The 26,933-nt window shown below is 62.6% G+C and carries 24 protein-coding genes, 1 tRNA gene and 1 pseudogene; 7 read left to right on the forward strand and 19 right to left on the reverse strand.

Annotation, left to right across the window (positions count from 1 at the left end; translation table 11 throughout):
* Nucleotides 1-24: 24 nt before the first annotated feature.
* Entirely contained in the window at nucleotides 25-831 is an 807-nt protein-coding gene (locus tag Q8K09_RS06725) for an MOSC domain-containing protein (RefSeq protein ID WP_305254191.1), read from the reverse strand.
* On the opposite strand from Q8K09_RS06725, the gene Q8K09_RS06730 reads away from it, so the two are divergent.
* On the forward strand, nucleotides 830-1,309 hold the full coding sequence (locus Q8K09_RS06730; RefSeq protein ID WP_305254192.1) for a DUF1499 domain-containing protein: 480 nt from the start codon (nucleotides 830-832) through the stop codon (nucleotides 1,307-1,309). The two genes, Q8K09_RS06725 and Q8K09_RS06730, sit on opposite strands and share 2 nt — an antisense overlap.
* Before the next feature lie 72 nt (nucleotides 1,310-1,381).
* On the opposite strand, the gene Q8K09_RS06735 is transcribed toward Q8K09_RS06730, so the two are convergent.
* The 5 genes from Q8K09_RS06735 to Q8K09_RS06755 form a co-directional block, all read right to left on the reverse strand.
* A complete protein-coding gene (locus tag Q8K09_RS06735) occupies nucleotides 1,382-2,317 on the reverse strand; it encodes a chemotaxis protein CheV (protein WP_305254193.1) in 936 nt (311 codons plus the stop codon).
* A gap of 99 nt (nucleotides 2,318-2,416) precedes the next feature.
* Nucleotides 2,417-2,620: a hypothetical protein gene (locus Q8K09_RS06740; protein WP_305254194.1), complete on the reverse strand. Its 204-nt coding sequence runs from the start codon at nucleotides 2,618-2,620 to the stop codon at nucleotides 2,417-2,419.
* Between the two features lie 7 nt (nucleotides 2,621-2,627).
* The gene (locus Q8K09_RS06745) at nucleotides 2,628-4,187 is read right to left on the reverse strand and encodes an FGGY-family carbohydrate kinase (RefSeq protein ID WP_305254195.1); all 1,560 of its coding nucleotides are present in this window, start codon (nucleotides 4,185-4,187) and stop codon (nucleotides 2,628-2,630) included.
* Nucleotides 4,188-4,311: 124 nt separating this feature from the next.
* Entirely contained in the window at nucleotides 4,312-5,892 is a 1,581-nt protein-coding gene (locus Q8K09_RS06750) for a glycerol-3-phosphate dehydrogenase/oxidase (RefSeq protein ID WP_305254196.1), read from the reverse strand.
* A gap of 2 nt (nucleotides 5,893-5,894) precedes the next feature.
* A complete protein-coding gene (locus Q8K09_RS06755; protein ID WP_305254197.1) occupies nucleotides 5,895-7,490 on the reverse strand; it encodes an FAD-binding oxidoreductase in 1,596 nt (531 codons plus the stop codon).
* 125 nt (nucleotides 7,491-7,615) lie between these two features.
* Here Q8K09_RS06755 and Q8K09_RS06760 point away from each other — a divergent pair, with 125 nt between their 5' ends.
* Nucleotides 7,616-8,647: an AraC family transcriptional regulator gene (locus Q8K09_RS06760; protein WP_305254198.1), complete on the forward strand. Its 1,032-nt coding sequence runs from the start codon at nucleotides 7,616-7,618 to the stop codon at nucleotides 8,645-8,647.
* A 145-nt stretch (nucleotides 8,648-8,792) separates the two neighbouring features.
* Here Q8K09_RS06760 and glp read toward each other — a convergent pair whose 3' ends face one another.
* Nucleotides 8,793-10,007 carry a gephyrin-like molybdotransferase Glp gene (gene glp, locus Q8K09_RS06765; RefSeq protein WP_305254199.1) on the reverse strand — a complete coding sequence of 405 codons (1,215 nt, stop codon included), beginning with the start codon at nucleotides 10,005-10,007 and terminating at the stop codon, nucleotides 8,793-8,795.
* The gene (moaB, locus tag Q8K09_RS06770) at nucleotides 10,004-10,543 is read right to left on the reverse strand and encodes a molybdenum cofactor biosynthesis protein B (protein ID WP_305254200.1); all 540 of its coding nucleotides are present in this window, start codon (nucleotides 10,541-10,543) and stop codon (nucleotides 10,004-10,006) included. Before moaB ends, glp begins: the two co-directional genes overlap by 4 nt.
* 68 nt (nucleotides 10,544-10,611) lie before the next feature.
* On the opposite strand from moaB, the gene mobA reads away from it, so the two are divergent.
* From mobA to Q8K09_RS06785, 3 genes are all read left to right on the forward strand, one after another.
* The gene (gene mobA / locus Q8K09_RS06775) at nucleotides 10,612-11,196 is read left to right on the forward strand and encodes a molybdenum cofactor guanylyltransferase MobA (protein WP_305254201.1); all 585 of its coding nucleotides are present in this window, start codon (nucleotides 10,612-10,614) and stop codon (nucleotides 11,194-11,196) included.
* A 79-nt stretch (nucleotides 11,197-11,275) separates the two neighbouring features.
* The gene (locus Q8K09_RS06780) at nucleotides 11,276-11,497 is read left to right on the forward strand and encodes a YgdI/YgdR family lipoprotein (RefSeq protein WP_305254202.1); all 222 of its coding nucleotides are present in this window, start codon (nucleotides 11,276-11,278) and stop codon (nucleotides 11,495-11,497) included.
* Between the two features lie 138 nt (nucleotides 11,498-11,635).
* Nucleotides 11,636-11,712 (forward strand) — tRNA-Pro (locus tag Q8K09_RS06785).
* Between the two features lie 314 nt (nucleotides 11,713-12,026).
* On the opposite strand, the gene gtfA is transcribed toward Q8K09_RS06785, so the two are convergent.
* From gtfA to Q8K09_RS06800, 3 genes are all read right to left on the reverse strand, one after another.
* A complete protein-coding gene (gene gtfA, locus Q8K09_RS06790) occupies nucleotides 12,027-13,469 on the reverse strand; it encodes a sucrose phosphorylase (protein WP_305254203.1) in 1,443 nt (480 codons plus the stop codon).
* 704 nt (nucleotides 13,470-14,173) lie between these two features.
* Nucleotides 14,174-17,254 carry an efflux RND transporter permease subunit gene (locus Q8K09_RS06795; protein ID WP_305254204.1) on the reverse strand — a complete coding sequence of 1,027 codons (3,081 nt, stop codon included), beginning with the start codon at nucleotides 17,252-17,254 and terminating at the stop codon, nucleotides 14,174-14,176.
* 5 nt (nucleotides 17,255-17,259) lie between these two features.
* Nucleotides 17,260-18,363: an efflux RND transporter periplasmic adaptor subunit gene (locus Q8K09_RS06800; protein ID WP_305254205.1), complete on the reverse strand. Its 1,104-nt coding sequence runs from the start codon at nucleotides 18,361-18,363 to the stop codon at nucleotides 17,260-17,262.
* A gap of 91 nt (nucleotides 18,364-18,454) precedes the next feature.
* Between Q8K09_RS06800 and Q8K09_RS06805 the strand changes: the two genes are divergently transcribed.
* Nucleotides 18,455-19,093, forward strand: coding sequence for a TetR/AcrR family transcriptional regulator (locus tag Q8K09_RS06805; protein WP_305254206.1), 639 nt, complete (start codon nucleotides 18,455-18,457; stop codon nucleotides 19,091-19,093).
* A gap of 192 nt (nucleotides 19,094-19,285) precedes the next feature.
* Here Q8K09_RS06805 and Q8K09_RS06810 read toward each other — a convergent pair.
* The 3 genes and pseudogenes from Q8K09_RS06810 to Q8K09_RS06820 form a co-directional block, all read right to left on the reverse strand.
* Nucleotides 19,286-20,073: pseudogene (locus Q8K09_RS06810) on the reverse strand (class I SAM-dependent methyltransferase).
* Between the two features lie 130 nt (nucleotides 20,074-20,203).
* Nucleotides 20,204-20,893: an extensin family protein gene (locus Q8K09_RS06815; protein WP_305254208.1), complete on the reverse strand. Its 690-nt coding sequence runs from the start codon at nucleotides 20,891-20,893 to the stop codon at nucleotides 20,204-20,206.
* Nucleotides 20,894-20,923: 30 nt separating this feature from the next.
* Nucleotides 20,924-21,754, reverse strand: a complete 831-nt coding sequence (locus tag Q8K09_RS06820) for an isocitrate lyase/phosphoenolpyruvate mutase family protein (protein WP_305254209.1) — start codon at nucleotides 21,752-21,754, stop codon at nucleotides 20,924-20,926.
* Between the two features lie 278 nt (nucleotides 21,755-22,032).
* Here Q8K09_RS06820 and Q8K09_RS06825 point away from each other — a divergent pair, with 278 nt between their 5' ends.
* Nucleotides 22,033-22,419 carry a hypothetical protein gene (locus tag Q8K09_RS06825; protein WP_305254210.1) on the forward strand — a complete coding sequence of 129 codons (387 nt, stop codon included), beginning with the start codon at nucleotides 22,033-22,035 and terminating at the stop codon, nucleotides 22,417-22,419.
* Nucleotides 22,420-22,461: 42 nt separating this feature from the next.
* Here the strand turns inward: Q8K09_RS06825 and Q8K09_RS06830 are convergent, their stop codons facing one another.
* The 5 genes from Q8K09_RS06830 to Q8K09_RS06850 form a co-directional block, all read right to left on the reverse strand.
* Nucleotides 22,462-23,499, reverse strand: coding sequence for a GlxA family transcriptional regulator (locus tag Q8K09_RS06830; protein ID WP_305254211.1), 1,038 nt, complete (start codon nucleotides 23,497-23,499; stop codon nucleotides 22,462-22,464).
* Nucleotides 23,500-23,584: 85 nt separating this feature from the next.
* Nucleotides 23,585-24,448, reverse strand: coding sequence for a DUF72 domain-containing protein (locus Q8K09_RS06835; protein ID WP_305254212.1), 864 nt, complete (start codon nucleotides 24,446-24,448; stop codon nucleotides 23,585-23,587).
* A 12-nt stretch (nucleotides 24,449-24,460) separates the two neighbouring features.
* Nucleotides 24,461-24,802, reverse strand: a complete 342-nt coding sequence (locus Q8K09_RS06840) for a hypothetical protein (RefSeq protein WP_305254213.1) — start codon at nucleotides 24,800-24,802, stop codon at nucleotides 24,461-24,463.
* 207 nt (nucleotides 24,803-25,009) lie between these two features.
* Nucleotides 25,010-25,690: a tRNA (adenosine(37)-N6)-threonylcarbamoyltransferase complex dimerization subunit type 1 TsaB gene (gene tsaB, locus Q8K09_RS06845; RefSeq protein ID WP_305254214.1), complete on the reverse strand. Its 681-nt coding sequence runs from the start codon at nucleotides 25,688-25,690 to the stop codon at nucleotides 25,010-25,012.
* A 163-nt stretch (nucleotides 25,691-25,853) separates the two neighbouring features.
* Nucleotides 25,854-26,639 carry a 5'-nucleotidase, lipoprotein e(P4) family gene (locus tag Q8K09_RS06850; protein ID WP_305254215.1) on the reverse strand — a complete coding sequence of 262 codons (786 nt, stop codon included), beginning with the start codon at nucleotides 26,637-26,639 and terminating at the stop codon, nucleotides 25,854-25,856.
* Nucleotides 26,640-26,933: the final 294 nt, after the last annotated feature.

A 26,933-nucleotide genomic window follows, 5' to 3' on the forward strand; every position in this document is an offset into this window, starting at 1 on the left:
GATGTTGAGCGTGCATAACACGCCCTACTCAAGCACCTGCACAGGCATATCCAGACGCACGAAACCCTCGCTGCAGGCAATCAGGTTCTGCCCGAAATACACCTCGCCATTAGATTCACGATAGGTTTTCAACGTCGTCAGCGGCTCACGATCACTGCAGCGCTCGCCCGTCTGCGGGTCGAGGGTTGTCATGATGCAGCGCGAGCAGCCCTTGACCACACGGAACTCCATCTCACCGATGCGAATACGCTTCCAGCTGTCCTCGGCATAGGCTTTGCTGCCCGCGACCACCAGGTTGGGACGAAAACGCAACATCGATAGCGGCCGACCAACCCGCGCCGACAAATCGTCCAGCGACGCCTGACCGATCAACAGCAAAGGGAAGCCATCGGCAAACGCCACCTTATCGCCTGCGTCGGCATAGGCCGTATCGACCTGCCGTGCGCGCGGCTCCGACACCTGCACCAGCCGGCAGGCGCGGCCGAGAAACTGGCTTAGCCACTGCGCGGCCTGATCACCGGCATCCGGCACGTGCAGACTGTCACGCCAGATGGTCACGCTACGCAGTAGCGCATGCTCATGTGGTACCGCCACCTGCAGATCAGCCATACCCGGCGCACTCAGCTGCAGGTGCATGCTACCCAGCCAGCGCGCCTGCAATTGAGTCATCTGCGCCAACAAACGCTGGGTAAGGAAGCGTCCCGTTTCTGCATCGACTACCATCCAGCGACGATCACCCTGCACGCCCAAGGCGTCCAGCACCGTTTCACACAAAACCTCGCCTGCCGCTGACTTCAGTGGATAACGATACAACCCGGAGAGATGCAGCATGAACCCAACTTCCCTTTGGCAAAAGGCACTTATACGAGTAACGCGCGGCACTCACAAGCCTGCATTAGCCGTGCCTCTGGTGATAGTGCTTAGCGCCTGCAGCGGCAGCCCACCGGATAATCTGGGCATCCATGACGGCCGCCTGGCAGCTTGCCCGGAGTCACCGAACTGCGTTAACAGCCAGGCCAGCGATGCACAACACACGATTGAACCTCTCGCGCTCAAAGGCTCCCCAGAACAAACTCAGGCACGCCTAAAAGAGCTACTCAGCGATGAACCACGCGTGCGTCTACTGGACGAAAAACCGGGTTATCTGCGCGCGGAGTTCAGCAGCAAGCTGATGCGCTTTGTCGACGATGTGGAATTTATGATCGGCACAACCCAAGTGGATGTGCGTTCGGCGTCACGTCTTGGCTACGCGGACTTTGACGTCAACCGCGAACGCATTGAGCAGCTGCGACAACACCTGGCCGAGTAGTGCCTGGGCAACACGACTCGGCTTACACCCTTGCAGCAGTTAACGAGCACATGGACATGTTAAATCTGGCCGCTACTCGTGGGGGTGCAACAGGGTCAAACGTTCGTGCACCACGTCAACGAGCTTGTCCGGCTGGAACTTGGAGAGAAAGTTGTTGCACCCAACTTTCTTCACCATCGCCTCATTGAAGCTGCCGGACAGCGAGGTGTGCAATACCACGTACAAATCCTTGAGGCGCGGGTCGTTACGAATTTCGGTGGTCAGGCGATAGCCGTCCATCTCAGGCATTTCCGCATCGGTAATCACCATCAACAGTTTTTCATGCACATCGACACCGTCGTCGGCCCAGCTTTTTAGCAAATTCAAGGCACGCAGACCGTCGCTGGCTGCATGGCAGCGTATATCCAGCTGCGCCATGGTGCCCTTGAGCTGAGCCATGGCCACGTTGGAGTCATCCACCAGCAACACCTCACGCCCCCGGGCGTATTCCAACAGCGGGGCAGCGAGTTTCTCCGGAGAAACCTTGGTGCTCATCGGCGTGATTTCCGCCAACACTTTTTCGACGTCGATCACTTCGACGATTTTGTCTTCGACCTTGGTAATCGCGGTCAAATAATGCTGACGCCCGGCCCCGTTGGGCGGTGGCAGGATGGATTCCCAGTTGAGATTGAGAATGCGCTCGACCCCACCAACCAGGAACGCCTGTACCGAGCGGTTGTACTCGGTAACGATGATGGTGCTGCGCTCATCCGGCACGATAGGGCGCATGCCAATGGCCTGAGACAGATCAATCACCGGCAAGGTCTGCCCGCGCAGGTTGACCACCCCACAGACAAACCGATGGCGCTGTGGCATCAGCGTAAGCTTGGGCATCTGCAGGACTTCCTGCACCTTGAAGACATTGATCGCGAACAGCTGTTGGCCAGCCAGACGAAACATCAGGATTTCCAGGCGATTCTCGCCCACCAGTTGGGTGCGTTGATCTACCGAGTCGAGAATGCCAGCCATTGTGCGCTCCAAATTGTTTTATCAAGTGCAGTTATAGCAAGGGTATCGGCAAGGAGCGACAACGCTGAAGCCGACTTACGCCATCTTGCACCAGCCAGCTTAACCGTACCAGCCAAGTGCTTTCAGCATCACTGGAGCAGCAGCGGTGAATCCACCGGCAAACGCATCCGCAGCGCATTGTGCGGCGCGCCAATAACGCCCACTCATCATATAGCCCATCCCGAGCAGCATACCCACTCGCCCGACTCCATAGCGGGCAAGAAAGTGCGCAACGGCAAGCCATGCATCGGCGATATCGCGCACAGCAGGCCTACGCCGGGTAACCGGTAATCTTGCGAATGCTCAGGTACAGCGGTTTGAGCTGCTGGTACATACGCAGGTAGACCTGGCGATATAGCTGCTCGTAGATCCGTTGCGCCGCCGGGTCAGGCTGGAATACCTGACCAACCCGGGTCATGGCCGCAAGGGCGCTGGGAAAATCCGGGTGCAGGCCAAGGCCTACCGCACAGTCGATGGCCGCCCCCAGGCCGGAGGTTTCGTAGACATGCGGGCGCTCGGCCGGCAGGCCAAAGATATCGGCAGTCAACTGCATGGCCGCATCGCTCTGCGAGCCGCCACCGGAGACACGGAGTCGGGTGATTTTTGTCCCCGAGCGCTGCTCGATGCGCTCCTTGCCCTGGCGCAGCGCATAGGCCAGGCCTTCGAGAATGGCCCGGTAAATATGCGCACGGGTGTGCACATCGCCGAAGCCGATGATCGAGCCCTTGGCCTCCAGGCCCGGTTCACGGACGCCCGGCGACCAGTAGGGTTGCAGCATCAGGCCCATGGAGCCAGCCGGCACGGCATTCACCAACTCGTCGAACAGCACTTCGGGCTCGACGCCCAGCTCCCGGGCCCGCTGCATTTCGCGCTGGCCGAACTGCTGCTTAAACCAGCTGACCATCCAGAAGCCGCGGTAGATCATCACCTCGGTGTTGAAGTGAGCGGGAAGCGCCGCTGGGTATGGCGGGACCAGCCTGATGGTTTCCAGGTAGCTGCGCCGCGTGGTGTTGATGGTCGCGGTGGTGCCGTAGGACAGGCAGGCAACATGCGGTTCGAGCACACCCGCACCGAGCACTTCACAGGCCTTGTCGGCACCGGCGGCGATCAACGGTAAACCCTCCGGAATACCGGTGTGGCGACTGGCCGCGGCGCTGATGCTGCCGAGCTGCTCACCCGGCTTGTAGAGCTCCGGCAACTGCTCGCGGCGCACCGCGATGGCCTGCCACTTCCAGTCGCGCGGCGCGGCCCACTTTAGGCGTTTGAAATCGAACGGCAGGTAGCCGACGCAGCAGGCCAGTGAATCGACGAAGCGCCCGCACAGGCGATGACTGAGAAACCCGGAGAGCAGCAGGACTTTGTCGGTTTGCGCGTAGATCTCTGGCTGGTTCTGCGCGACCCAGTTGACCTCGGCCTGAGCGCGGAAATGATCGACTGCCGCCTGCGCGCCGAGCAACTTAAACAGCCAGCCCCAGGGCCCCTTGATCCTGCCGCGCACCTCAGCCTGGCGCTGATCGAGCCAGAGAATCGCAGGGCGCAGCGGCTGGCCCAACGCATCGACATGGATCAGCGTGCCGCGCTGGGTGGTCAAGGCCACGCCCTTGATCAGTCGGCGGTCGATATCTACCGACGCCCACAGCCGCTGGCAGGCCTCACCCAGGCTGGCCCAGAAATACTCCGGGTCCTGCTCGGCCCAGCCGGGCTGAGTGGAGTAATAGGCCTCAAGCTCCACCTTGCCCTTGCCGAGCAGATTGCCCTGCAGGTCGAACAACAACGCACGCACGCTCTGGGTGCCGTTATCGATGGCCAGCACGTAGCTTTTTTCGCTCAAGGCAGAGTCCTTCTTGTTATTCGCTGCAGCTTATTTGCTCGATGGGTATCGCTGCGCTCCACCCATCCTACGGTCTAAGGTCGAGCGCGTGCTTTGTAGGATGAGTTGAGCAACGCGATACCCATCAAGTCTCTACCTGCAGGCTGTAACAGCGCCGCCAGAGTTCAAGGTAATCCCGCTCTTCGCTTGCCCAGCGCTGATCGCTCCAACCCAGCCGCGCCTGGCACAGCGCACGAATCTGCGGCAGCTCGGCCTTTGCGCCTTCAGCCAGCAACAGCCCAAGGCGGGTGCGGCGCAGCAGCAGGTCATCCAGGTGCAGCACCAGCTCGTTCTGCGCAGCCCAGGCCAGTTCCACCCAGAGCGTGTCGCTGCCAGCCACCCGCTTACTGCCTACCTCGTCGAGCAATGCCAGCAACCTCGGCAGCTCGCGGCCATACCGGCCGGCCAGACGTCGTTGCTGGGCAGGACTCAGGCTCGGCATGGCCGCTGGTGGGCAAGCCGGGAAAGTCGCCGCAGCCTGGTCGTCCAGCGCCCGGTCAAGCATCCCGGCGCAGGCCCGCAGCACCTCCAGGGCCAGCAGGCGAAAGGTGGTCAACTTGCCACCGGCCAGGGTCACGCAACCGGGTTCGAGCCACAGCGCATGCTCGCGCGTCTCGTCCGAGGGTTTACGCCCTACGCTGCCGTCGCTGACCACCGGCCGTACCCCGGCCCAGGTCGACAGCACGTCGCGGGCGGTGATCGCGGCAGCGGGAAACTGCTGGGCGCAGGCCGCGAGCAGGTAATCCGCCTCAGCGCTGCTGATCCGCGCCTCCTGATCCAGCGGCTCACTGTGATCGAGGTCGGTGGTACCGACCACAGTCGCGCCTTCCCAGGGAAAGACGAACACCGGACGCCGATCCGCTCCATGCATAAAACTGAAGGCATGAGCCACCGGCAGCCGCCAGGCCGGCAGCAGCAGATGGCTGCCACGCAACGGCCGCACATGCTCGCTGGCAGTCGCACGCAACTTATCCGCCCAAGCACCGGTGGCCTGGACCACAACCCGGCTGCGAAAACTGAAACGCCGGCCACTTTCACTATCTTCGCCGAGCAGGCCAACCACCCGACCGTTGTCGCGCAGCAGTTCGATCACCTTGACCCCATTGAGCGCCTCGCCGCCATCGCCACGCGCCTCGCCCAGCACGCGCATGACCAGGCGGGCGTCATCGGTTACCGCATCGAAGAAGCGCGTACCGCCGAGCAGGCCATCTTGCTTGAGACCCGGCGCCAGATAGCGCAGCGCCTGCAGCGGGTAGTACAGATGGTTGCGCTTGCCGGCCAGGGCGTCGTACAGCGCCAACAGGCCGCCAAATACTTTCGGCCCAGGAAACTGCCCCTGGTAATGCGCCATCACGAAGCTCAGCGGGTCGACCAGACCAGGGGCCTCCTGCAGCAGGCGCTGGCGTTCGCGCACCGAGTCGCGGGTCAGTTTGAACTGACCCTTGGCGATGTAGCGCAGGCCGCCATGCACCATCTTCGACGAGCGGCTAGAGGTGCCCCAGGCGAAATCACGCTGCTCCAGTAGCAGGCATGTCCAGCCACGCCGCGCCGCCTCGCGCAGGATGCCGGCACCACTGATGCCGCCACCGATGACGATCAGGTCCCAGTCGCGCGCAGCCAGTTCGGCCAGCGCACCCTCGCGCCAGGCGGCATTCCAGACCGGCATGCTCATTGTTCGAGCAACACGCCGGGAGCCAGGCGCTGCTGCGGGTCGAAATGCGCGGACAAAGCCTTGAGCGCCGCCATCCCCAGCTCGCCCTTTTCCACGCCCAGATAAGGCGCGTGGTCGCGGCCGACGCCATGCTGGTGACTGATGGTGCCGCCGTTGGCGACGATGGTCTGGCTGGCCGCATGCTTGAGTTTTTGCCAGCGCGCCGTGGCCTGCTCGTAGCTGTTACCGGGGCGGAATACGTAGGTGGTGTAGATGCTCGACCCTTCGCCATAAACGTGGGACAGATGGGTGAACACATGCACCCGTTCGCCCTCCTCACGCAGGCCGTCGCGCAGGCTGGCCTCGACCTTGGTCAGCAGGCTGTCGACATTGCTCCAGTCGGTGGCGGTTTCCAGGGTGTCCACCGCGTAGCCGGCGCTCCACAAGCCATGGCGCAGATAGGGGAAGCGGAAACGGTTTTCCGCCCACTTCTTGCCCAGCAGGGTGCCGCTGAACACCCCACCAAAGCCTTTCAGCAGAGGCTTGGCCTGTTTCAGCGAAGCGGCGTTTTGCGTGCGGTTGCCGGTAACGCCAAAGGTCAGCATGCACTTGCCATCGCGGGCGCCGCGCAGGGCCAGGTATTTTTCCAGCCAGGCGATTTGCTGCGGGTGGCCGGCGAGGGCCAGCTGGGTTTTAGTCTCGATGGCGTTGGACAGGCGCAGCATCGACAGTGGCACGCGTGCCTGGGCCAGGTTACGAATGGCGCTCAGCGCCTGCTGCCAGTTGGGCAGAAACACCGCATAGAAATTTTCCTGCTCGGCCAGGCGGGTGATGCGCACCTTGACCTCGGAAATGATGCCGAAGCGCCCTTCCGAACCCATTAGGATTTCGCGCAGATCAGGCCCCGCGGCAGAAGCCGGAAAGCTCGGAATTTCCAGGGTGCCGGCAAAAGTCTCGACCTTGCCGCCGGCAAACAACTGCTCAATGCGCCCGTAACGCAGCGACTGCTGGCCACTGGAACGGCTGGCGACCCAACCGCCGAGGGTCGACAGCTCCCAGGACTGCGGAAAATGGCCGAGGGTGTAACCACGGGCGCGCAACTGGCTTTCCACCTGCGGCCCATTGGCACCGGGACCGAAGGTGGCGATCAGGCTGTCGTCGTCGACTTCGATCAACTTGCCCATGCGCTCCAGCGACAGGGTCAGCACCGGTTTATCACTGGCTTGCGGGTTGATATGCCCGGCCACCGAGGTGCCGCCGCCATAAGGAATCACGATCAGATCCTGCTGGCTGGCCCAGGCCAGCAACTGGCGAATCTGCGCAGGACTCTCCGGGAAGGCGACGCCATCGGGAAACACACCAAACTCGCCGGAGCGCATCGCCAGCCAGTCCGCCAGGCTCTGGCCGCGGGCATGCCGCAGTCGCGCCTCGGCGTCCAGGCTGATCAGCGGGTGGGGCGATAGACGCGAAGCCGGCACCTTGGCCAGTACTTGCTCCAGGCTGGCGTCGGCCAGCACCTGACCGGGACCGATCAGCTCGGCAAGAAAGGCCTCGCCATGGCGCGGCAATTCCACCACTGTTGCTTCATCACCCCAGCCATTCCAACGTCGCATCAGCCTCTCCCCTGGATATTTCGGTCACCATCATTGACTGCCTATACTAGCCAGCCGCCGCCCGGCGTCACTGTCGCATCGGGCCAGGCGCTGTTGCCAATCGAGCCATTGCGAATAAGAAGTCTATGCACAATCTCGGCTACTCCTCGGTTCCCGCCCTGCTCAAATACCTGCGCCACGCCGAACAGCTGGGTCTGGATATCCCACAGGCGTTGGCGGCGGCTGGCGTGCAGGCCGACGATCTGGCGGACAACAGCAAGCGCATTGCCGGTGCGACCCACCAACGTCTGCTCCAGCACCTGATCGACGTCTCCGGCGACCCGCTGTTCGGCCTGCATTGCGCGCGCTTTGTGCAGCCAGGCTCCTGGAGCGTGCTCGGTTATATCGCCATGAATTGCGCCACCCTCGGCGAGGCCATGAGTCGTATCGTGCCCTATGAAAAACTGGTGGGCGATATGGGGGTGAGCCGGATCGAGGCGTCCGCCGATCAGGTCAAGCTGATCTGGAGCTGCCGCCATGAGACCGCGCTGGTCCGCCGGCATATGGTCGAGGAGGTACTCGCGTCCTGGCTGCTCTATGCGCGCTGGATCGCCGACATGCAGCGCTCGCCGCAGGAAGTCTGGTTCGAGCACGGCCTGCCTGCAGGCGTGGACAGCGCCGAGTACAGCGCCGTATTTGGCTGCCCGGTTAGCTTCGGGCAAACCTGCAACGCCCTGATCGTGCCGCTGGCATACCTCGGCATGCCGCTGCGCCAGGCCGACGCCAACCTGCTGCGCACCCTGGAAGAACACGCCCTGACCCTGATGGCCGGCCTGGATGACGGCGAAGCGTTGCCGCAGCGGGTCAAGAACGCCCTGCGCCTGCTGCTCAAGGACGGCCTGCCACGCAAGGAACGGGTGGCGGAACAATTCAACATGACGCTGCGCACCCTGCAGCGTCACCTGCAGTTGGCGGGCACCAGTTACCAGCAAATTCTCGATCAACTGCGCCAGGAGCTGGCCGAACACTATCTGCTGCGCAGCGACCTGACGATCCAGGACATCGCCAGCTACCTGGGCTTTACCGAACCGCGCTCCTTCCACCGCAGCTTCAAGGGCTGGACCGGGCAGACGCCGGGGCAGTTTCGCGAAAGCAGGCGCCAAGTGCAAAACCCGTAGGATGGGTTGAGCTTGCGATACCCATCATCGTTCTCAGCAGGGGGCGCGATTCTCAATCCGACAACATGGGTATCGCTGCGCTCAACCTAAGCGGTCCGACCTACGCGGCCCGGCCTACGCGGCCCGGCCCATCCTACATAGCCACCTACCCAAGGATTTCGCTCAGCGGGATAAACCGTAGGCTGTCGCCCTCGGCCAGAGTCGTGTTCTCCAGCACCTCGGCCAGCCCCTCGGCCCAGGCGGCGCTGCGCAATACCCCGGAACTCTGGTTGGGGTGCAGTACCACCCGGCCATGTTCCAGGCGCGCGCGCAGGTACTCGCGGCGCTTGCCCGGTTTGCTCCAGGTGAAGCCGGCCGGCATCGCCAAACCCAGCGGCTCGACTCGCTGCACACCCATGCGCCTTAGCAGATAAGGCCGCGCCAGCAGCCCGAAGGTCACCAGAGTCGAAGCCGGATTGCCCGGCAGACCGATCACCGGCACGCCGCGGAACTGCCCGCAGGTCAGCGGTTTACCCGGCTTGATCGCCAGCTTCCAGAAGGCCAGCTCGCCCTCCTCGCGCAGCGCCACACCGAGAAAATCCGCCTCGCCCACCGACACGCCGCCGGTGGACAAAATCAGGTCGACATCACTCAACGCCGCCAATGCCGCACGGGTCAGCTGCAGGTCGTCGGCGAGGATGCCGCCATCCACCACCTCGCAGCCGAGGCGCTGCAACCAGGCCATCAGCAGACGACGATTGCTGTTGTAGATCTGCCCCGGCCCCAGCGGCAAGCCCGGCTCGACCAGTTCATCGCCGGTGGACAGCACCGCGACCCGCAGACGCCGACGCACGCTCAGTTCGGCGATCCCCAGCGAGGCCGCCAGGCCCAGCTCGATCGGCCCGAGGCGCGTCCCAACCGGCAACAAATGCTCACCAACCCGGGTTTCCTGGCCCTGGGGCCGGACGTTCTGGCCAAGCCGCAGCGGCTCGCTGAAACGCACCCGGCCATCGGCCTCAACCACCGCGTTTTCCTGCATTTCCACCGTATCGGCACCGGCTGGCAGCGGTGCGCCGGTGAAGATCCGCGCGCAGCTGCCGGGCTGCAGTGGCTGCGGCGCGTTGCCGGCCTGGATACGCTGGCTGACCAGCAGCGGCTCGCCCGCCCAGTCGGCCAGGCACAGGGCGTAACCGTCCATCGCACTGTTGGCCCAGGGCGGCAAGTCCAGCCCGGCGATCAGCGGTTCGGCCAGCACCCGACCGTCGGCCTCGGCCAAAGCGACCTGCTCGTTATCACTCACCGGCATCGTCTCGGCCAACGCCAGCAATCGCTGCAGCGCAACTTCTACCGGCAGCAGACCGGGCTGCTCGCAGCCACTCATCCGCGGCTCTCGCAAGCAGCCGCCTGTTTCAGGTGCGGCACAAAATTGCACGGGCGATGACGGGCATCCAGCTGCTCGGAGAGAATCCCATCCCAGGCGGTGCGGCAGGCATTGGTCGAACCCGGCAGGCAGCACACCAGGGTGCCGTTGGCCATGCCGGCCAGCGCGCGAGACTGGACGGTGGAGGTGCCGATATCGGCCACGGAAATCTGCCGGAACAGCTCGCCGAAACCGTCCACTTGCTTGTCCAGCAGGCAGGCCACGGCTTCCGGAGTGCTATCGCGGCCAGTGAAGCCAGTGCCACCGGTGATCAGCACCACCTGCATGCTGTCATCGGCGATCCAGGTCGCCACCTGGGCGCGGATCTTGTACAAATCATCCTTGAGCAACACCCGCGCCGCCAGGTTATGCCCGGCCGCCTGCAGTCGGTCGACAAACAGCTGGCCGGAGGTGTCGGTGTCCTGGGTACGGGTGTCGCTGACGGTCAGTACGGCAATATTCAACGGCACGAATTGCGCCTCGGCCTTGTGGTTCATGGCAGGCTTCCAGTTGTCTGAGAAAGTGCGCGATGTTATATCACAGGCCCACCTTTGGAGGCTCTGCCATGCCCACCACGCCCGTTCTGCCGAGTTGTTCCGTGCTGCTGCTGTGCGGTGGCCGCGGGCAACGCATGGGCGGCCGCGACAAGGGCCTGATCGAATGGCAGGGCCGCCCGCTGATCGCCTGGCTGCATGACCTGGTGCGACCGCTCAGCGACGACCTGATCATCTCCTGCAACCGCAATAGCGAACGCTACAAGGCCTTTGCCGACCGCCTGATCAGCGACGACGACCAACACTTCCCCGGCCCGCTGGCCGGTATCCGTGCCGGCTTGCAAGCGGCCCGCCACGAGTATCTGCTGGTACTGCCCTGCGACACGCCCCTGCTCGACCGCAGCCTGCTCGACGCGTTACTGGCCGAGGCCGGCAGCCGGCCGGTGATGGTGCGTCAAGGCGATTTTTGGGAACCCTTGTTCAGTCTGATCCCCAAAACCCTGGGCAGCGCACTCGAAGCAGCATGGCAGGCCGGCGAGCGCAGCCCGCAACGCTGGCTCTGCCAACACGAGCCCATCGCCGTTGTTTGCCCGCCCGACGACCCACGACTGGCCAACCTCAACACCCCGGAACTGCTCACGCAGAACAGCGAATGACTACCTGCTACTGAACTTGATCACCAATTAACCATCAGAGGCTGGGTACACAGCCCCTACAAAATCCAAGGAACTCATCATGACTCAGCGGACTCTTCCCGCATTTATGCTCGCCCTGAGCCTTGCCGCACTGGCAGGCTGCGCATCGCCATCGGTAATCACCCTCAACGATGGCCGCGAAATCCAGGCCATCGACACCCCGGCGTTCGATGACGACTCGGGCTTCTACGAATTCGAACAACTCGACGGCAACCGCGCCAAGGTCAACAAAGACCAAGTGCGCACCATCCGCGAGCTGTAAGCACACTCTGCACGTAGGCGGCCAAGTGGCCCCTGGTACAGAGCGCGCACAAAAACGATGCAGGTAACGCCCTGCCACGTGGAAAAATCAGCCTAACCCCTTGTGCCACAAAAGTTTTTGAGTAGAATGCGGCTCATTCGGAGTGTAGCGCAGCTCGGTAGCGCGTCTCGTTCGGGACGAGAAGGTCGCAGGTTCGAATCCTGCCTCTCCGACCAAATCCCGGTTTCAACCTGCTTTACGCAGGGGCTGAAACAATCAAAACCAAGCCCGCCTCGTGCGGGCTTTGTTTTGTCTGTGTACCCAAAGCCCAAGCCTACGGCATGTCGCGCTGGGCTACTTCGCTGGTAGCGAATCTGCACGGCGCCAGTCCTGCCCTATAGGTTAAGCGTCGCGGCCAAGGCCCTCCCGCAATGCCTGGCGATGGCCGTCGAGTCGCAGCGGCGCCCTTCAGATCTTATGGCTGTGCTTTAGGTCATCTGCCTGCAATTGCACAGCCGACGATAACCGCCCCATCGGGAGGGCGAGCGCCTCAACACCTAAAGGACGTCTCCTCGCCGCCATCCGTCCCCGTGCAAGTCACGGTGGCGGTGCGAAAAATCAGATCGACGAACAAGTGGCAGCAATGCTCACCGGCGCGCCAGCCCATCGACACGCTGTACATGTTCGACTGGTGCAGTTCGAACGTGCCGGCGAAAGCCGGGTGGGTCGAGCGCAGTTCCATCAGACTGAGCAGGCGCTGCACCACCGGGGCCTGCAATGCATGCTCGGCCTCGTCCAGCGAGTAGTGGTGGCGGTTGATTTCCCGCGCCTCGCCGGTTTCGTGCATCAGCTCGGCGTCATTGTGGCCGGCCAGCAGGCCGACGTAGTAGACCTGCGGAATGCCGGGGGTGAAGAACTGGATCGCCCGCGCGGTGATGTAGGCGTCCTCGTTGCCCTGCAGGGCATCGAAGAAGGTGCAGGTGAGCTGGTAGATCGCGCCGACGCTGTGCACGTTGGCGGCCGAACGGCGCAGGATGGGGTCGGCGCTGCGCTCCGAGACGTTCTGGATCAACGCTTCGATGTGCTCACGCGGGAGGATCTCCTCCACATCAGGAATGCAGATGCCGTCGTGGGTGTCGAGCACGGTGATCTGGTTGTGCGGGCACATGCGCAGCCAGGACTTGAGGTACTGGCTGTTGGCGTCAAGCAGGCTGTACAGCAGCAGTGGTGGCAGCGCGAAGGCATAGGACCACATGCCGCGCGCCGAAATGGCGTACTGCCAACTCGGGTGGTCGTGTACCTCGGGCAGCAGTTCTATGCCGCTGGCCGCCGCGGTGGTCTTGAACCAGTCGAGAATCTGCCACACCTGCGGCTCGACCAGAAAGCAGCTGGTGCCGACCTTCTTGGTGGTGTAGCCGAAGGCATCCAGGCGCAGCAACTTGACCCCGCGCTCGGCGAGATAGGCGATGGTGTCGGCCATCATCTGGTAGGTCAGCGGCGAGTCGAAATTGAGGTCGATCTGCCGTTCGCTGAAAGTGCACCAGACCCGCCCACGGCTGCCGTCGGCGAAGGTGATTTCGCGGAACGGTTCCTTTTCCTTGCGGATGTGGATCTTGGCCAGATCGTCAGGGCTGATCTCGCCCAGGCTGTCGACGTCGATGAACAGCTCGGCCCACTGCGAGGCCTTGCCCTTTTGCAGGTAGTCCTGGAACTCCGGCGATTCGTCGGCCAGGTGATTGAGTACCAAGTCCAGACAGACGTCGTGGTTGGCGCTCAGGCGCTCGATGTCTGCCCAGGTGCCGAATTTCGGGTCGATACGCTTGTGCGTCAGCGGCGAGAAACCACCGTCGGCATTGGACACAAAGGGCGGCAGCACATGCACCCCGCCCACCGCGCGCCCGAGTTTATGTTCGACGAAATCGGCCAGGTCAGCCAGGCCAGAGCCGATACGGTTCGGGTAGGCGATCAAGTGGACGGTATTTTTCAGCGGCATGCGCAGTCTCCCTGAATTCATGGAATTTCAGCTGCCTGCTACAACCAACAGCCCAGGACAGCCGGCGCAGAAATCAGGCCGGCAGCACACTGGATCAACGCGCAAAAGGGCCTGCCAGCCAGCAACTGTCAGCCACAACCCTAACAGCTCAAGTTCGCAAGATGGGCCGACAGCAACAGCCGGTATCGGTTCTATGGCACGCGAATACGCGAGCAAAAGGCCAAACCGCCGTTATATGTTGTGCCCTGGCACAGCGTTCGAGCGCGACGCGGCCTCTCCCGTAGGGTGCGCCGCGCGCACCAATAATCCATGTTCTGGGCGAGGGCGCACAGGATGTGCTTCTAGCCATTGCCGAGCGCGTAGGCAGACAAGCCGTGGCGTAATCCGGGAGACATTCGGCACGCTGATTCCCGAGCGGCATTGGCATGCTCCAGGGCTAAAGGCGAGAAGCCAGAAGCTTCGCGGCCAAGGCCCCTCCTACAAGGTCGGGTGGTGGCCGTAGATTCGCTGGATGGGTTGGGGGCATGGTTGAGCGCAGCGATGGTCATCAAGCGCCTAATGGCCGCTGCACGCGTATCGGTTTCACCCGCGGTACCTGAAAAGCTTCGCGGCCATAGGCCGCGCCTACGGAAGCAGGGTAAAACCAGGCCCGCATAAAAAAGCCAGACCCTGAGGTCTGGCTTTTATCAGCATCAACTGTCTGCTCAGTCCGGCTGATGCGCCTCTTCCTTGACCCGAAACCAGGCCGCATACAGCGCCGGCAGGAACAGCAGGGTCAACGCCGTAGCGACGATCAGGCCGCCCATGATCGCTACCGCCATCGGCCCGAAGAACACGCTGCGCGACAGCGGAATCATCGCCAGCACCGCCGCCAGGGCAGTCAGTACGATGGGGCGGAAACGCCGGACCGTGGCTTCGACAATAGCGTTCCAGCTGTCCAGGCCGGCGCTCCTGTCCTGTTCGATCTGGTCGACCAGGATTACCGAGTTGCGCATGATCATGCCGGACAGGGCGATGGTGCCGAGCATGGCGACGAAGCCGAACGGCTGGCGAAAGATCAGCAGGAACAGGGTCACGCCAATCAGCCCTAGGGGCGCGGTGAGGAACACCATGGCCGAACGCGAGAAACTTTTCAGCTGCAGCATCAGCAGGGTCAGCACCACCACGATAAACAGCGGCACCCCGGCGTTGACCGAGGCTTGCCCGCGCGACGAGTCTTCCACAGTGCCGCCGACATCCAGCAGATAGCCATCAGGCAACGCCGCGCGGATTGGCTCCAGGGTTGGCAGGATCTGCTTGACCAGGCTGACCGGTTGCTCCTTGCCATAGATGTCGGCGCGCACGGTGACAGTCGGCAGGCGGTTGCGGTGCCAGATCACCCCTTCTTCGAAGCCGTATTCGAGGATGGCAATCTGCGACAGCGGCACACTGCTGCCGCTGGCAGTCGGTATCGCCAGGCTCGGCAACAGGCCGAGTTGCTGGCGCTCGCTCACGGTGCCACGCAGGAGGATTTCAACCAGTTCGTTGCCTTCGCGGTACTGGCTGACCGGCGCACCGGTCAGCGAACTTTGCAGGAAACGCGACAGATCAGCGGTGGTGACGCCCATCACACGGGCGCGCTCCTGGTCGATGTTCAGGCGCACCACCTTGCTTGGCTCTTCCCAGTCGAGGTGGACGTTGGCCACATGCGGGTTGTCGCGTACCTTGCTGGCCACTTCGCGGGCCAGCGCGCGCACCTCGTCGATATGCTCGCCGGAGACGCGAAACTGCACCGGATAGCCTACCGGCGGGCCGTTCTCCAGGCGCGAGATACGCGTGCGCAACGTCGGAAACTCCTCGCGCAGGGTGTCGATCAGCCAACCGCGGATCTGCTCGCGCTCCTCGATACTTTTCGCCAACACCACAATCTGGGCGAAGCTGGCGGCGGGTAACTGTTGGTCGAGCGGCAGGTAGAAACGCGGCGAGCCAGTGCCGACATAGGCGACGTAGTTGTCGATGCCCGCGTGGCCATCGAGCAGTTTTTCGAGATGTTTGACCTGTTCTGCGGTGGCGTTCAGGGAGGCACCTTCGCCGAGCTTGAGGTCAACCATCAGCTCCAGTCGGCCGGAAGCCGGGAAGAACTGCTGGGGCACGAAACGGAACAGCATGATCGAGGCAACGAACAGCGCGAGGGTCAGCACGATCACTGTCTTACGCCGACGCACGCACCAGTGCACGGTGCGCCTTACGCGCTGGTAGAACGGCGTGGCGTAGGGGTCATGACCACCGGCGCTGCCGCCATGCTTGGCCGCGTGCAGCTTGGCCAGGTCCGGCAGCAGCTTGGCGCCGAGGTAGGGCACGAAGACCACCGCAGCGATCCACGACACCAGCAAGGCGATGGTCACTACCTGGAAAATCGAGCGGGTGTACTCGCCCGTGCCGGACTGCGCGGTGGCAATCGGCAGGAAGCCGGCAGCAGTGATCAGGGTACCGGTTAGCATCGGAAAGGCGGTACTGGTCCAGGCATAGCTGGCCGCCTTGATGCGGTCGTAGCCCTGCTCCATCTTGATCGCCATCATCTCCACGGCAATGATCGCGTCGTCGACCATCAGGCCCAGCGCCAGCACCAGCGCGCCGAGGGAAATCTTGTGCAGGCCGATCCCCAGGTAGTACATGGCGGCGAAGGTCATCGCCAGTACCAGCGGAATCGACAGCGCCACCACCAGCCCCGTGCGCAGGCCGAGGGAGAAAAAGCTCACCAGCAAGACGATGATCACCGCCTCGGTAAGCACGCGGACGAACTCACCGACGCCGGTCTTAACTGCAGCGGGTTGATCCGAGACTTTGCGTAATTGCATGCCGGCCGGCAAGGTTTCCTGCAGGCGGGCGAAGTCGACTTCCAGGGCATCCCCCAGCACCAGGATATCGCCACCGGCTTTCATCGAGACCGCCAGGCCAATGGCGTCTTCGCCCATGAAGCGCATGCGCGGTGCAGGTGGGTCGTTGAAGCCACGCTTGACCTCGGCCACGTCGCCGATGCGGAAGGTCCGTTCGGCCACCCGGATCGGGAAATTGCGGATCTCCTCGACCGACTCGAAACGCCCGGTAACCCGCAGTTGCACGCGCTCCGAAGGGGTTTCGAAGAAACCGGCGGCGGCCACCGCGTTCTGCTCTTCCAGCGCCTGCTGCACCACAGCCAGCGGCAAGCCGAGGGTGGCTAGCTTGGTGTTGGACAACTCGATCCAGATCTTCTCGTCCTGCAGACCGATCAGGTCGACCTTGCCCACGTCCTTGACCCGCTGCAATTGCAGCTGTACGCGGTCGGCGTAGTCCTTGAGCACCGCGTAGTCGAAGCCTGCGCCGGTCAATGCATAGATATTGCCAAAGGTAGTGCCGAATTCATCGTTGTAGAACGGCCCCTGGATACCCTGGGGCAAGGTGTGGCGAATATCGCCGACCTTCTTGCGCACCTGGTAAAACAGGTCGGGAATGTCCTCCGAGTGCATTGAGTCACGGGCAACGAAGGTCACCTGGGACTCGCCGGGGCGGGAGAAGGACACGATCTTGTCGTATTCGCCGGTCTCCATCAGCTTCTTTTCGATGCGTTCAGTGACCTGACGGGCGACTTCCTCGGCACTCGCACCCGGCCAGATAGTGCGCACCACCATGGCCTTGAAGGTGAACGGCGGGTCTTCGCTCTGACCCAGCTTGGAGTAGGAAATACCGCCGACCACGGCCAGTAGCAACATGATGTAGAGCACGATCTGACGATTGCGCAGCGCCCAGGCGGACAGGTTGAAATCCATCAGGGCTACTCCTTCGCTGCCAGCGTGACCGTGCGGTTAGCCCGGTCAACCGGGCGCACCTGCTGGCCTTCGCGCAGTACCTGCACCCCAGCCGCAACCACCCAATCTTGCGCCTGCAGGCCTTCGAGCACCGGCACGCTGCTCTCGGCATAAGCACCAACACGCACAAGCGTGCGCTTGAGCGTGGAGTCTTTGGGATCAACTACCCAGACGTAAGGCTGGCCTTGCTCCGCGGTCAGCGCCGACAACGGCACTGACAGCGGAACTTCACCATTGTGGGCAATGAACACCCGCGCGCTCTGGCCCAGCTCGGCCGGCACAGCGCCTTGGCTGAAGGCTACGCGTGCGGCAAAGGTGCGCGACTGCGAATCGGCCGCCGGGGAAATTTCACGAATCCGCCCAGGGAAACGCTGGTTTGGCTGCGACCAGAGTTCGACCGCCACGGGCTGGCCAACCTTGAAACGCTCGAAGGCTTGCTCCGGCAAGCTGATCGAGACTTCACGCTCGCCATCGGCGGCCAGGGTGAACACGGTCTGCCCCGCCGCCACCACCTGACCGACTTCAGCCATGCGCCGGGCGATCACGCCGTCCTGCGAGGCTCGCAGCACCGCGTAACCAGCCTGATTGCTGGCCACATCGAACTCGGCCCTGACCTGTTTGAGGCGCGCTTCACCCGAGCGGTAGAGATTCTCGGCGTTGTCGTATTGTGAACGGCTGACCAGTTGCCGTGCCAGCAGGGTCTGGTAGCGATCACGCTCGGCGCGCACCAACTGCAGATTGGCGTCGGCCGCAGCCACTTGCGCGCGGATAGCCTCGAGCTGCAAGCGCACATCCTGCGGGTCCAGCTCGGCCAGCGGCTGATCCTTCTTCACCTGGTCGCCTACCTCGACCAGGCGCTTGGCGACCTTGCCGCTGATGCGGAAAGCCAGCTCTGGCTCCAGGCGCGCACGTACCTCGCCGGCATAGGCGTCCATCATTTCGGTAGCAGGTTGCGGCTGCACCACCATGGCGGGGCGGATAGACTGTGCGGCCGGTTCACTATTGCCACAGGCTGCGAGCAGAACGATGAGACTGGCGGGCACAACAACGGACAAGGCGTGGCGAAACATGATGTATGACCTTTCGAGAAGGTTTGGAATATTTGTACTGCCGGGTATAGTAAAAATAGCAAACTCACCAGTCCAGTATTAAAAGCAGCCAATGCCAAACAAGTTGTTACCGCCCAGCGGCCCAGGCCGCCCAAAAGATCTCGTCAAGCGCCAGGCCATCCTGGAAGCAGCGAAAACCCTGTTCCTGCGCCACGGTTACGACGGCAGCAGCATGGACGCCATCGCCGCCGAAGCCGGGGTGTCGAAGCTGACGGTATACAGCCACTTCACCGACAAGGAGACACTGTTCTCCGCCGCGGTGAAGGCCAAGTGCCAGGAGCAACTGCCCGAGCTGTTCTTCGAACTGGCGCCAGGCGTACCGGTTGAAACCGTGCTGCTGACTATCGGGCGCAGCTTTCACACGCTGATCAACAGCCGCGAATCGGTAGAAATGCACCGGGTGATGGTGGCCCTGGCCAGCCAGAGCCCGAAGCTGTCGCAGATGTTCTACGAAGCCGGCCCGCAACGCCTGCTCAACGAGATGGAAGGCCTGCTGAGCAAGGCCAACCAGGCAGGGCAACTGCGTATCGCCGATGTGCACAATGCCGCCGACCAGTTCTTCAGCCTGCTCAAGGGTGGCGCCAATTTCCGCCTGCTGATCGGCTGCGGCGGCCCGCAACAAGGCACAGACGCCGAGCGGCATGTACAGAACGCTGTGGGTATGTTCGTGCGCGCCTATCGGCCTGACTGAGGGTGCCCGGCGGATTTTGCAGGATGAGCGTAGCGCGGTTGAGCGCAGCGATACCCATCGGCAATCAGCCAACCGCCACGCAGACCAGACCAGGCGATTGCCCCCTGCCCTGGAACCGGGGCCGGCTTTGGTTGCGATGGGTATCGCTACGCTCAAGCCTACGCGGCCCGACGGGTCGCCGCCCGCGCCATCCTACGGACAGTTGGCAGCCGGCAGCTTCTTCAACGGATAGATGTCGTAGCGGCTGGATTTGCCTTCCAGCGCATAGCCAGGTTTGCTGCCGTCGATGACCGGCGCCTTGCGCGGGCGCTTGACCACAACCCGGTGGCTGGCCAGGGCCAATGCAGCGGCCAGCAGCGCCGGCGCATCGAGGTCGTCACCGACAAAGGGCCGGAACAGGCGCATTTCCTTTTTCACCAACGCGCTCTTGTCACGATGGGGGAACATCGGGTCGAGGTAGATCACTTGTGGCGGCTCACCCTGCCAATTACTCATCAACTCGATGGCGTTGCCGGTCAGCAGGCGCATTCGCGAAACGATCGGCCCGACATCCCGGTCACAGGCGGCACGGGCCAGGCCATCCTCCAACAGGGCGGCAATCAGCGGTTGACGCTCGATCAGGGTCACATTGCAGCCCAGGCTGGCCAGAACGAAGCCGTCACGGCCGAGTCCGGCAGTGGCATCCAGCACCCGCGGGCGCACGCCTGGCTGCACGCCCACGGCCTTGGCGATCATCTGCCCGGTACCGCCGCCGAATAAGCGCCGATGCGCCACCGCGCCCTCGACAAAATCCACCCGCACCGGCCCCGGCGCCTGCGGACCCAGCTCGACCAGTTGCAGCCCCTGCTCGCCCAGCTGCATGGCAAATTGCGCGTCTCCCTCTTGCGCCAATGTCAGGCGCGCGGCCCATACAGCTGCGCTCTCGGCCAGATGCGGAGCCAGAGCGTCCATGCGAATTGTGGCGCCAGGCCGTTGGTCATTCATCGGGAAATGTGCTCAAAAAATAGGCAATTCGACCTGTAGGCGGTCGATCATCGTTGACGGCGCATTCTGCCAGAGCCAGCCCTTTGCAGTCGCACCAAGTTCGCCATGTTTACTGTGATTGGCCTACTAGCGGCACATGCGGAACAACCCCATATCGACATGAAAATGATCGCGGTGGGCGGCGTTGTACTCCGGCCCGAGGGTGACATTGAAGCTGGCGCAAGCGCCTTTATGCACCAGACGCAGAAAGCGCGCGGCCTCGCCCTCTCCCGGCCAGTCGCGCAGCACGCTGATGCGCCGGCCGTCTTGCAGGCGAAACCCGACGATATCCAGGGCATTGGCCGAGGCATGCTGGCTACGACGCTGACTGCCCGCGATGCTGCGGCAGGCGAAGCTGCCGACATGCTCGACCTGCACCACCGGCTGGCCGAACACCTCCTGCGCCGCAGTCTGCAAGGCATGTCGCTCGAACAGGGCAAAGGCCGCCGCCAGCGGGCAGGTGCTGATAAAGCTACTGCTGAAACGCACCCCCAAGGCCTGTATCCGCAGGGTATTTTCCAGCGGACAATCCGCCGCCGGGCTGCTATCGGCCAACGCCGTGTAACGCAGTGGCGACGTGGCCAAGGCCTGCTGACAAAGCCCTGGGTCATCCTCCAGGCGCCAGAGCTTGAAGGGGGTCAGCAGGCTCGGCGTGGCCCTGATGTCCAGTGGCGCCCAGGGATTCCAGCGCGGCGGCACATCGAGCCACTGCTGGTAGACAGCCAGCGGCACACCAAACACAACCAGCAATACCAGCAACAGCAGAACACGACGCAAACCCTACCTCTCTCGAGTCTTGAACAGATTTCAGGCCTTGAACAGATTGTTAATGCGCTCGAACGGCATGGCCTGGCCGGTCGCCACCAGGCTGCCGCGAGCGGTCAATTCCTGCGCCGCCTGGAAGAAGGCGCCATAGGCGACTCGCGCCAAACTGGAACCGAGACTCACGCGTTTCACCCCCAGTTCGGCCAGCTCATCCAGCGTCAAGCGCAGGCTGGGCGAACCCACCAATACATTGACCGGGCGCGGTGCCACGGCCGTGACCAGCGCGAGGATTTCCTCGCGACTCGTCAGGCCCGGCGCATAGAGCACATCGGCACCCGCCTCGGCGTAAGCCACCAAACGGCGGATGGTGTCGTCCAGATCGAGGCGGCCATGCAGGTAATTTTCTGCCCGCGCCGCCAGGGTGAAGGTGAAAGGCAAGCGGCGGGCTGCCGCGACCGCAGCCTGAACCCGCTCGAGCGCCCGCTCGAAGGGATAGATCGGCGACTGCGCATCACCCGTGGCATCCTCGATGGAACCGCCAACCAGGCCGATCTGCGCCGCCAGGGCGATTGTTTCGGCGCAGTGCTGCGGCTCATCGCCATAGCCATTCTCCAGATCGGCGGCCACCGGCAGCGGCGTCGCCTCGACGATGGCGCGGGCGTTAGCCAGGGTTTCCTCACGACTGACCGCGCCTTCTGCATCGCAGCGCCCAAGGGAAAAGGCCAATCCCGCACTGGTCGTCGCCAGCGCCTCGAACCCCAGGGCCGCGAGCATCTTCGCCGAGCCGGCATCCCAGGGATTGGGCAGCACGAACAACCCTTCGCGCTGGTGCAAGGCGCGAAACGCCTCGCCACGCTCGATCTGAGTAGACATCTGGTTGCTCCTTTTTCGATTTAGATCTGCGTGCACCTTAGCAGGCCGTTGAAAAATGTAGCGAGCAAGCTACTCAGCCGCAGCCTCGACAAAATCCCCGCAGCCATAGCCTGGGTCAGTTGCATGGCCGGGGTTTGCATACGATTGGTGACACCAGGCCGTGGGTTACGCTGCGGAAAATCTGCTGGAAAAATGCTCAACCCGGCCGCCAAGCGGCCGATAACCAAGTGCGCGGCATTCTGCCAGACTTGGCCCGTAGCAGCCGCACCGAGTGACTTATGGTTAATGGCGTTTCCGCTTCCAACACCGCACAGCCGGCCTATAACAACAACCCCAGCCGCAACAGCCCGGCAGATATTCGCGCCTACCTGGATTTCCAGATCCTCTTAAGCCGGGTGATCATGGGCCCGCAACCAGTGGATGGCGAAGACACTGCAGCCGAACCGCCGACAGAAATCCAGGACACGGAGCCCGCGCTGATCAGGTCCGACAGCGGGTTTAAACAATTCATCACCCAACACCAGCTCGACCTGGGCACCAGGCTTCATGCCAAGCCACATAACGTCGATCGACTGACCCTGATGCTGCTTGCCGATGCGTTCAGCGCGGGCAGCCAGATTGCTCCAGAAGAGGCCGCGCTGCCCTACCCACTGACCCTTGCGTGAGCCCGGCTAAGAGGGTGTGGAAAATCCGCCCGCCCCAAACACTCAACGTCGATTGTGTGAAGTCGTGCGAAAACGTCCTGGTGAAATCTCGAAAAATTCACGAAAGCAGCGCCGGAAATGCGAAATACTGACAAAACCGCTGGCGACCGCTATGTCGGCCAACGGCTTGTTGGTCTGTTGCAGCAGCTGCCGGGCGCGGGTCAGGCGTAACTCCAGGTTATAACGCGAGGGAGTCGCATTGACGTGACGGCAGAACAAACGTTCGAGCTGCCGCCTGGAAATGCCTACGCAATTAGCCAGTTCATCCACCGTCAGCGGCTCGTCGATATTGTTGTGCATCAACTCCAGCGCCGTTTTCAACGCTTGCGGCAGGGTTGGGTCGTAATCGACAGCAACCACCGATACATCAGGGACTTCCTGCATTTTGTCGCAGCTCAGCACTTCCTCGATGGCACTTACCAGGTTGATGCCACTGCCGCGCCGCACCACTTCCAGCATCATGCCCAACGAACTGTTGGCACCGGCACAACTGATCCGCTCGCGGTCCAGGACATAGGCGTGACTCGACACCTTCACCTTTGGAAACAGCTCGGCAATCATCGCCCGACCATCCGGATGGAAAGCACAATCGTAGCCATCCAGCAGCCCCGCCTCAGCGAGAAAGTAAGCGCCGTTCCACAGGCCACCGAGCATGGCGCCGGCGGCATCGGCCGACTTGAGCTTGGCCCGCAGCAGCGAATCTGCTTGCAGGCGCACCCGATAACCACCGCAGACAACAAGGATATCCTGCTGTTTCTCTGCCATATCAGCCAAGCAGCAACCCGCTGAAATAGCGATGCCCAGATCGCTGACCACCACCTCGCTGGCCCCACCAACCACCAGTACTTCATAGAGCGGCGTCGGACTCATCAGGTTGGCGGTGACCAGAGCATCTACCGCACCGGTGAAGGCCATCATCGAAAAATTATCCAGCAGCACGAAGGCGACCCGCCGCATTGGCAGTGCTGGTAAGCCGCCCAATCCCTTGGCGAGGTGGGCCATATTCTTGTTCTTCAGCAAGCTCTCGAAGGAGGATCGCATGTCGTGACTCTCGGGCAGTGACGCGTCTAAACAGTAGTTAACCATAGGCAACCGGCTCGGCATCAGCCCGCGCGGTGTGGTGCGCTCAGAGCAAACCCAGTTGTTCGATCGCCGGCTCGACGATTAGCTCAGGCAAGCCTGCAAGCCCCGGCAGACGCACCATCAATTGGCTGTGGAAGCGCCTGGCCAACTGCGGCGCCAGGCGATTGTCAGAGGTATGCAAAAAGACGTGCGGCGTAAGCCCGCCCTCAATCCAGCCAGCGACTTTGTCCAGCCAGGGCGCAATGAAGCGATCATTGGCTTGAAGTTCGGGGTGGCCGATAAAGCGCAGTTGCGGCGCCTGGCTGAACGCGGTCGGGCGGATTGGCAGGCGCGGTTTTTTCGCCTGGGCATGCAGCACTGCCGGCTCCTGCGACAGACAACTGAACAGGGCCCGTGCATCCAGGCAGATGCGCTCGATGCCCCGCTCCAGCAGCAGACGATTGAGTGCCCGCTCCTCTTGCCCCTTGGCGAAAAATAGCGGGTGACGCACCTCAACGGCCAGTCCGCCGCTGCCGGCCCAATGTTCGATAAAGGTGCTTAATTCAGCCAGGCGTGACGGGCCGAAGCTGGCAGGTAACTGCAACCAGAACGGCGTAATTCGCGTGCCCAAGGGCGCCAGCAAGCGGCGAAAATCGTCGCTGGCAGCCAGTTGCTCACGCAAATCATCGGCGTGGCTAATATCGCGCGGCAGCTTGGCGCAGAAGCGAAAGTACGCGGGCATCAGCGCAGCCCAGCGGGCAACCGTATCGACCGAGGGCCGCGCATAAAAGGTGGTGTTGCCCTCGACCGCATTGAAGACCTCGGCGTAGCGCGGCAAGAATTCGGCGGGACGAACGCTTTGCGCATACAACGAACCACGCCAAGCCGGTTCGCTCCAGGACGGGCAGCCGAGAAAGTAGGGCAGCATCAAGGTTGATTGTCAGGCGTAGAGATCAAGGCCAAGTATTTCCAGAGCGCCAGGCTCGTTGGCATAGGTGGCGGTAGCGCTGTAACTGGCAATCGCCTGGGCCGCACGATTACTCAGACCTGGCTGGTAGGCAAGGTCCTGGGCCCGAACAGGCAGGCTGTCGGAGCTGGCACTGGAGGCCTGAACTCGACGGGTTTGCGCTGTTTGCTCGAAACCCTGACTGCTCGCTGGGGCTGCCGGCTGCTCACGGCGTTGCTCTATCTCGCGTTGGGCTTCGCGAAACGGCGTAACCGCAGTGCCCGAACGAGGCCCGCGGTCTGGCGAGTAGGAGGGTATGGAGCCGTCGATACGCATCAGTTACAGCTCGGCAGTGGTAAATCAAATGGGCGGAACTGCATGCAATTTAGCCCCGCCCAGGCGGATTGGCAATCGATCGTGGAACAGGGCGACGTCCGGCTCTTGCGCCAAGCCTGACGCCCCGGCGATCCGGCGCAGCTCGGGGCAAATGGCCTGGTCGCAATACCTGGCCAAGCTGGGGGTTACAGGCAGCTGACGGCGTGTTTATAACGGCGCTTTGGGCGTAGCGACCTTGTCGCGCAGGTACACCGGCAACGCGTCGTCGGCGACCACCGCCTCGCCCCGCGCCCAGGCAAACCGCGCCAGACTGAGCACGTCCTCGGCATGCGGCAACATGGCACCGTCTTGCTCATAAGGGATCAACGGGATACGCGCAGCAAACGTGCCCCAGCCCGTGCCTGCGCCAAACCAGTCACCCGTCGCGTCAGGCGGTAAAACGACCTGTTCGGGCGGCGAAACCACTTCGCCACCGGCAAGGCGCATTTCGCCGTTTTCGCTGCGATAACAGCCCCAGTAGACCTCATCCATGCGTGCATCGATGGCTGCAGCCACCTGAACAGCGCCGTACTCGCGCAGCGCGCGCTGCGCCAGCACAGCAAGATTTGACACTGGCAATACCGGACGATCCAAAGCAAATGCCAAGCCTTGAACCACACCGACGGCAATCCGTACACCGGTGAAGGCCCCTGGGCCACGGCCGAAGGCAATCGCATCCAGCGCCGACAGCGGCACACCGGCCTGGGCCAGCAAATCCCTGATCATCGGTAGCAAGCGCTGGGCGTGCAGCCGCGGGATCACCTCATAGTGACTGATCACCTGGCCGTCATGCAGCAGCGCGACGGAGCAGGCTTCGGTAGCAGTATCCAGGGCCAGCAGAGTGGTCATCGTGATTCAGACAGGTGACGAAATGGACCGACATTAGAACGGCTTGAAGTTTATTTTTCCAGCGCAATCACTGCCGCTCGCGCCTGCCACGCGAACGGACTCGAAGGACTACAGGGCACGCAGCAGGCATGAATAGCCATGCTGCAGCCTGAGTAAAGCGTGCTTACCAGGGTTCGATAACGCTCTTGGCGTCCCAACCTTGCAAAGGCGCTTTGGACCAGGTGCCGTAACCGGCGTTAGGGAAGACGATCCACTCGGCGCCCCATTTGCCCGCCTCAGCAGCCACGGTAGCGCGTTGATCGGCCAGTGGCGTCTTGCGGAAACGCCCATCGAAGTCATGCAGCGTGTCACCCAGCAACAACACGATCTGATGGTCGGCACTGACGATCGCGCGGCGCTCGACCTTGGGTGGGCCCAACAGCAGCACGCTTTCTTCGGATATCTGCGGCAGCCCCAGCTTGCTCAGAGTGGCCAGGGTGTACTTCTTCTGCTCATCGGCGCGGTCAGAAATGTAGCGGATGGTCACCCCGAGTTTGTCGGCGTGCTCAAGGAATTGCTTCGCCCCTGGAATCAGCGCGGGGGTGCCGTCACGCTCCCAAGGCAGCCATGTGTCCCAGGCGTCATAGGTGTGACAGTTGGCCAGATCGCGCGCCAACAACGCACTGTTATCAATGACGGTTTCATCCAGGTCGGTGACGATGGCCAGCTTGGACGGATCTTTCGCCGCCGCCACGGCCGCATCCAGTTTCAGGGTGGCGATGTTGTAGGCCTGCAACTGCAGGGCCTGAACTTCCGCCGATTGCTGCTGAAAACGCAGGCCCATGCTGAACTCGGCAACAGTGCAGTCCGTTTTGGGCTGCACCGGGGTTTCGGCAAAAGCCGCGGGGACGGCCAGCAGCGATACTGCCAGGCCCAGCCAGGTAAGACGGTGTGTGGATTTCTCGGTCATTGAATGTCTTCTCTCTGTGATGGTGACACGCGCGCGTGTCGACATGCCAGGGCGCTATACACCAATGGCTATTGCCCTCCCATGGTACATAAACTGCCGCACGCCACCATGCTTGAGAGCGAACAGCGCGTATCCGTAACCACACAAACAAAAGGCTATGTACCAGTTGCATGTTGCACGACTTGCGCTGACAGCACCTCAGGAGAGATGACCAGTAAAAAGGCAGACGCGTCTGTAGGAGCCAGCTTGCTGGCGATCCGGGCCAGCAAGCCCATGCAACAGCATCGCCAGCAA

This window comes from Pseudomonas sp., from assembly GCF_030683065.1.
GTDB lineage: Bacteria > Pseudomonadota > Gammaproteobacteria > Pseudomonadales > Pseudomonadaceae > Aquipseudomonas.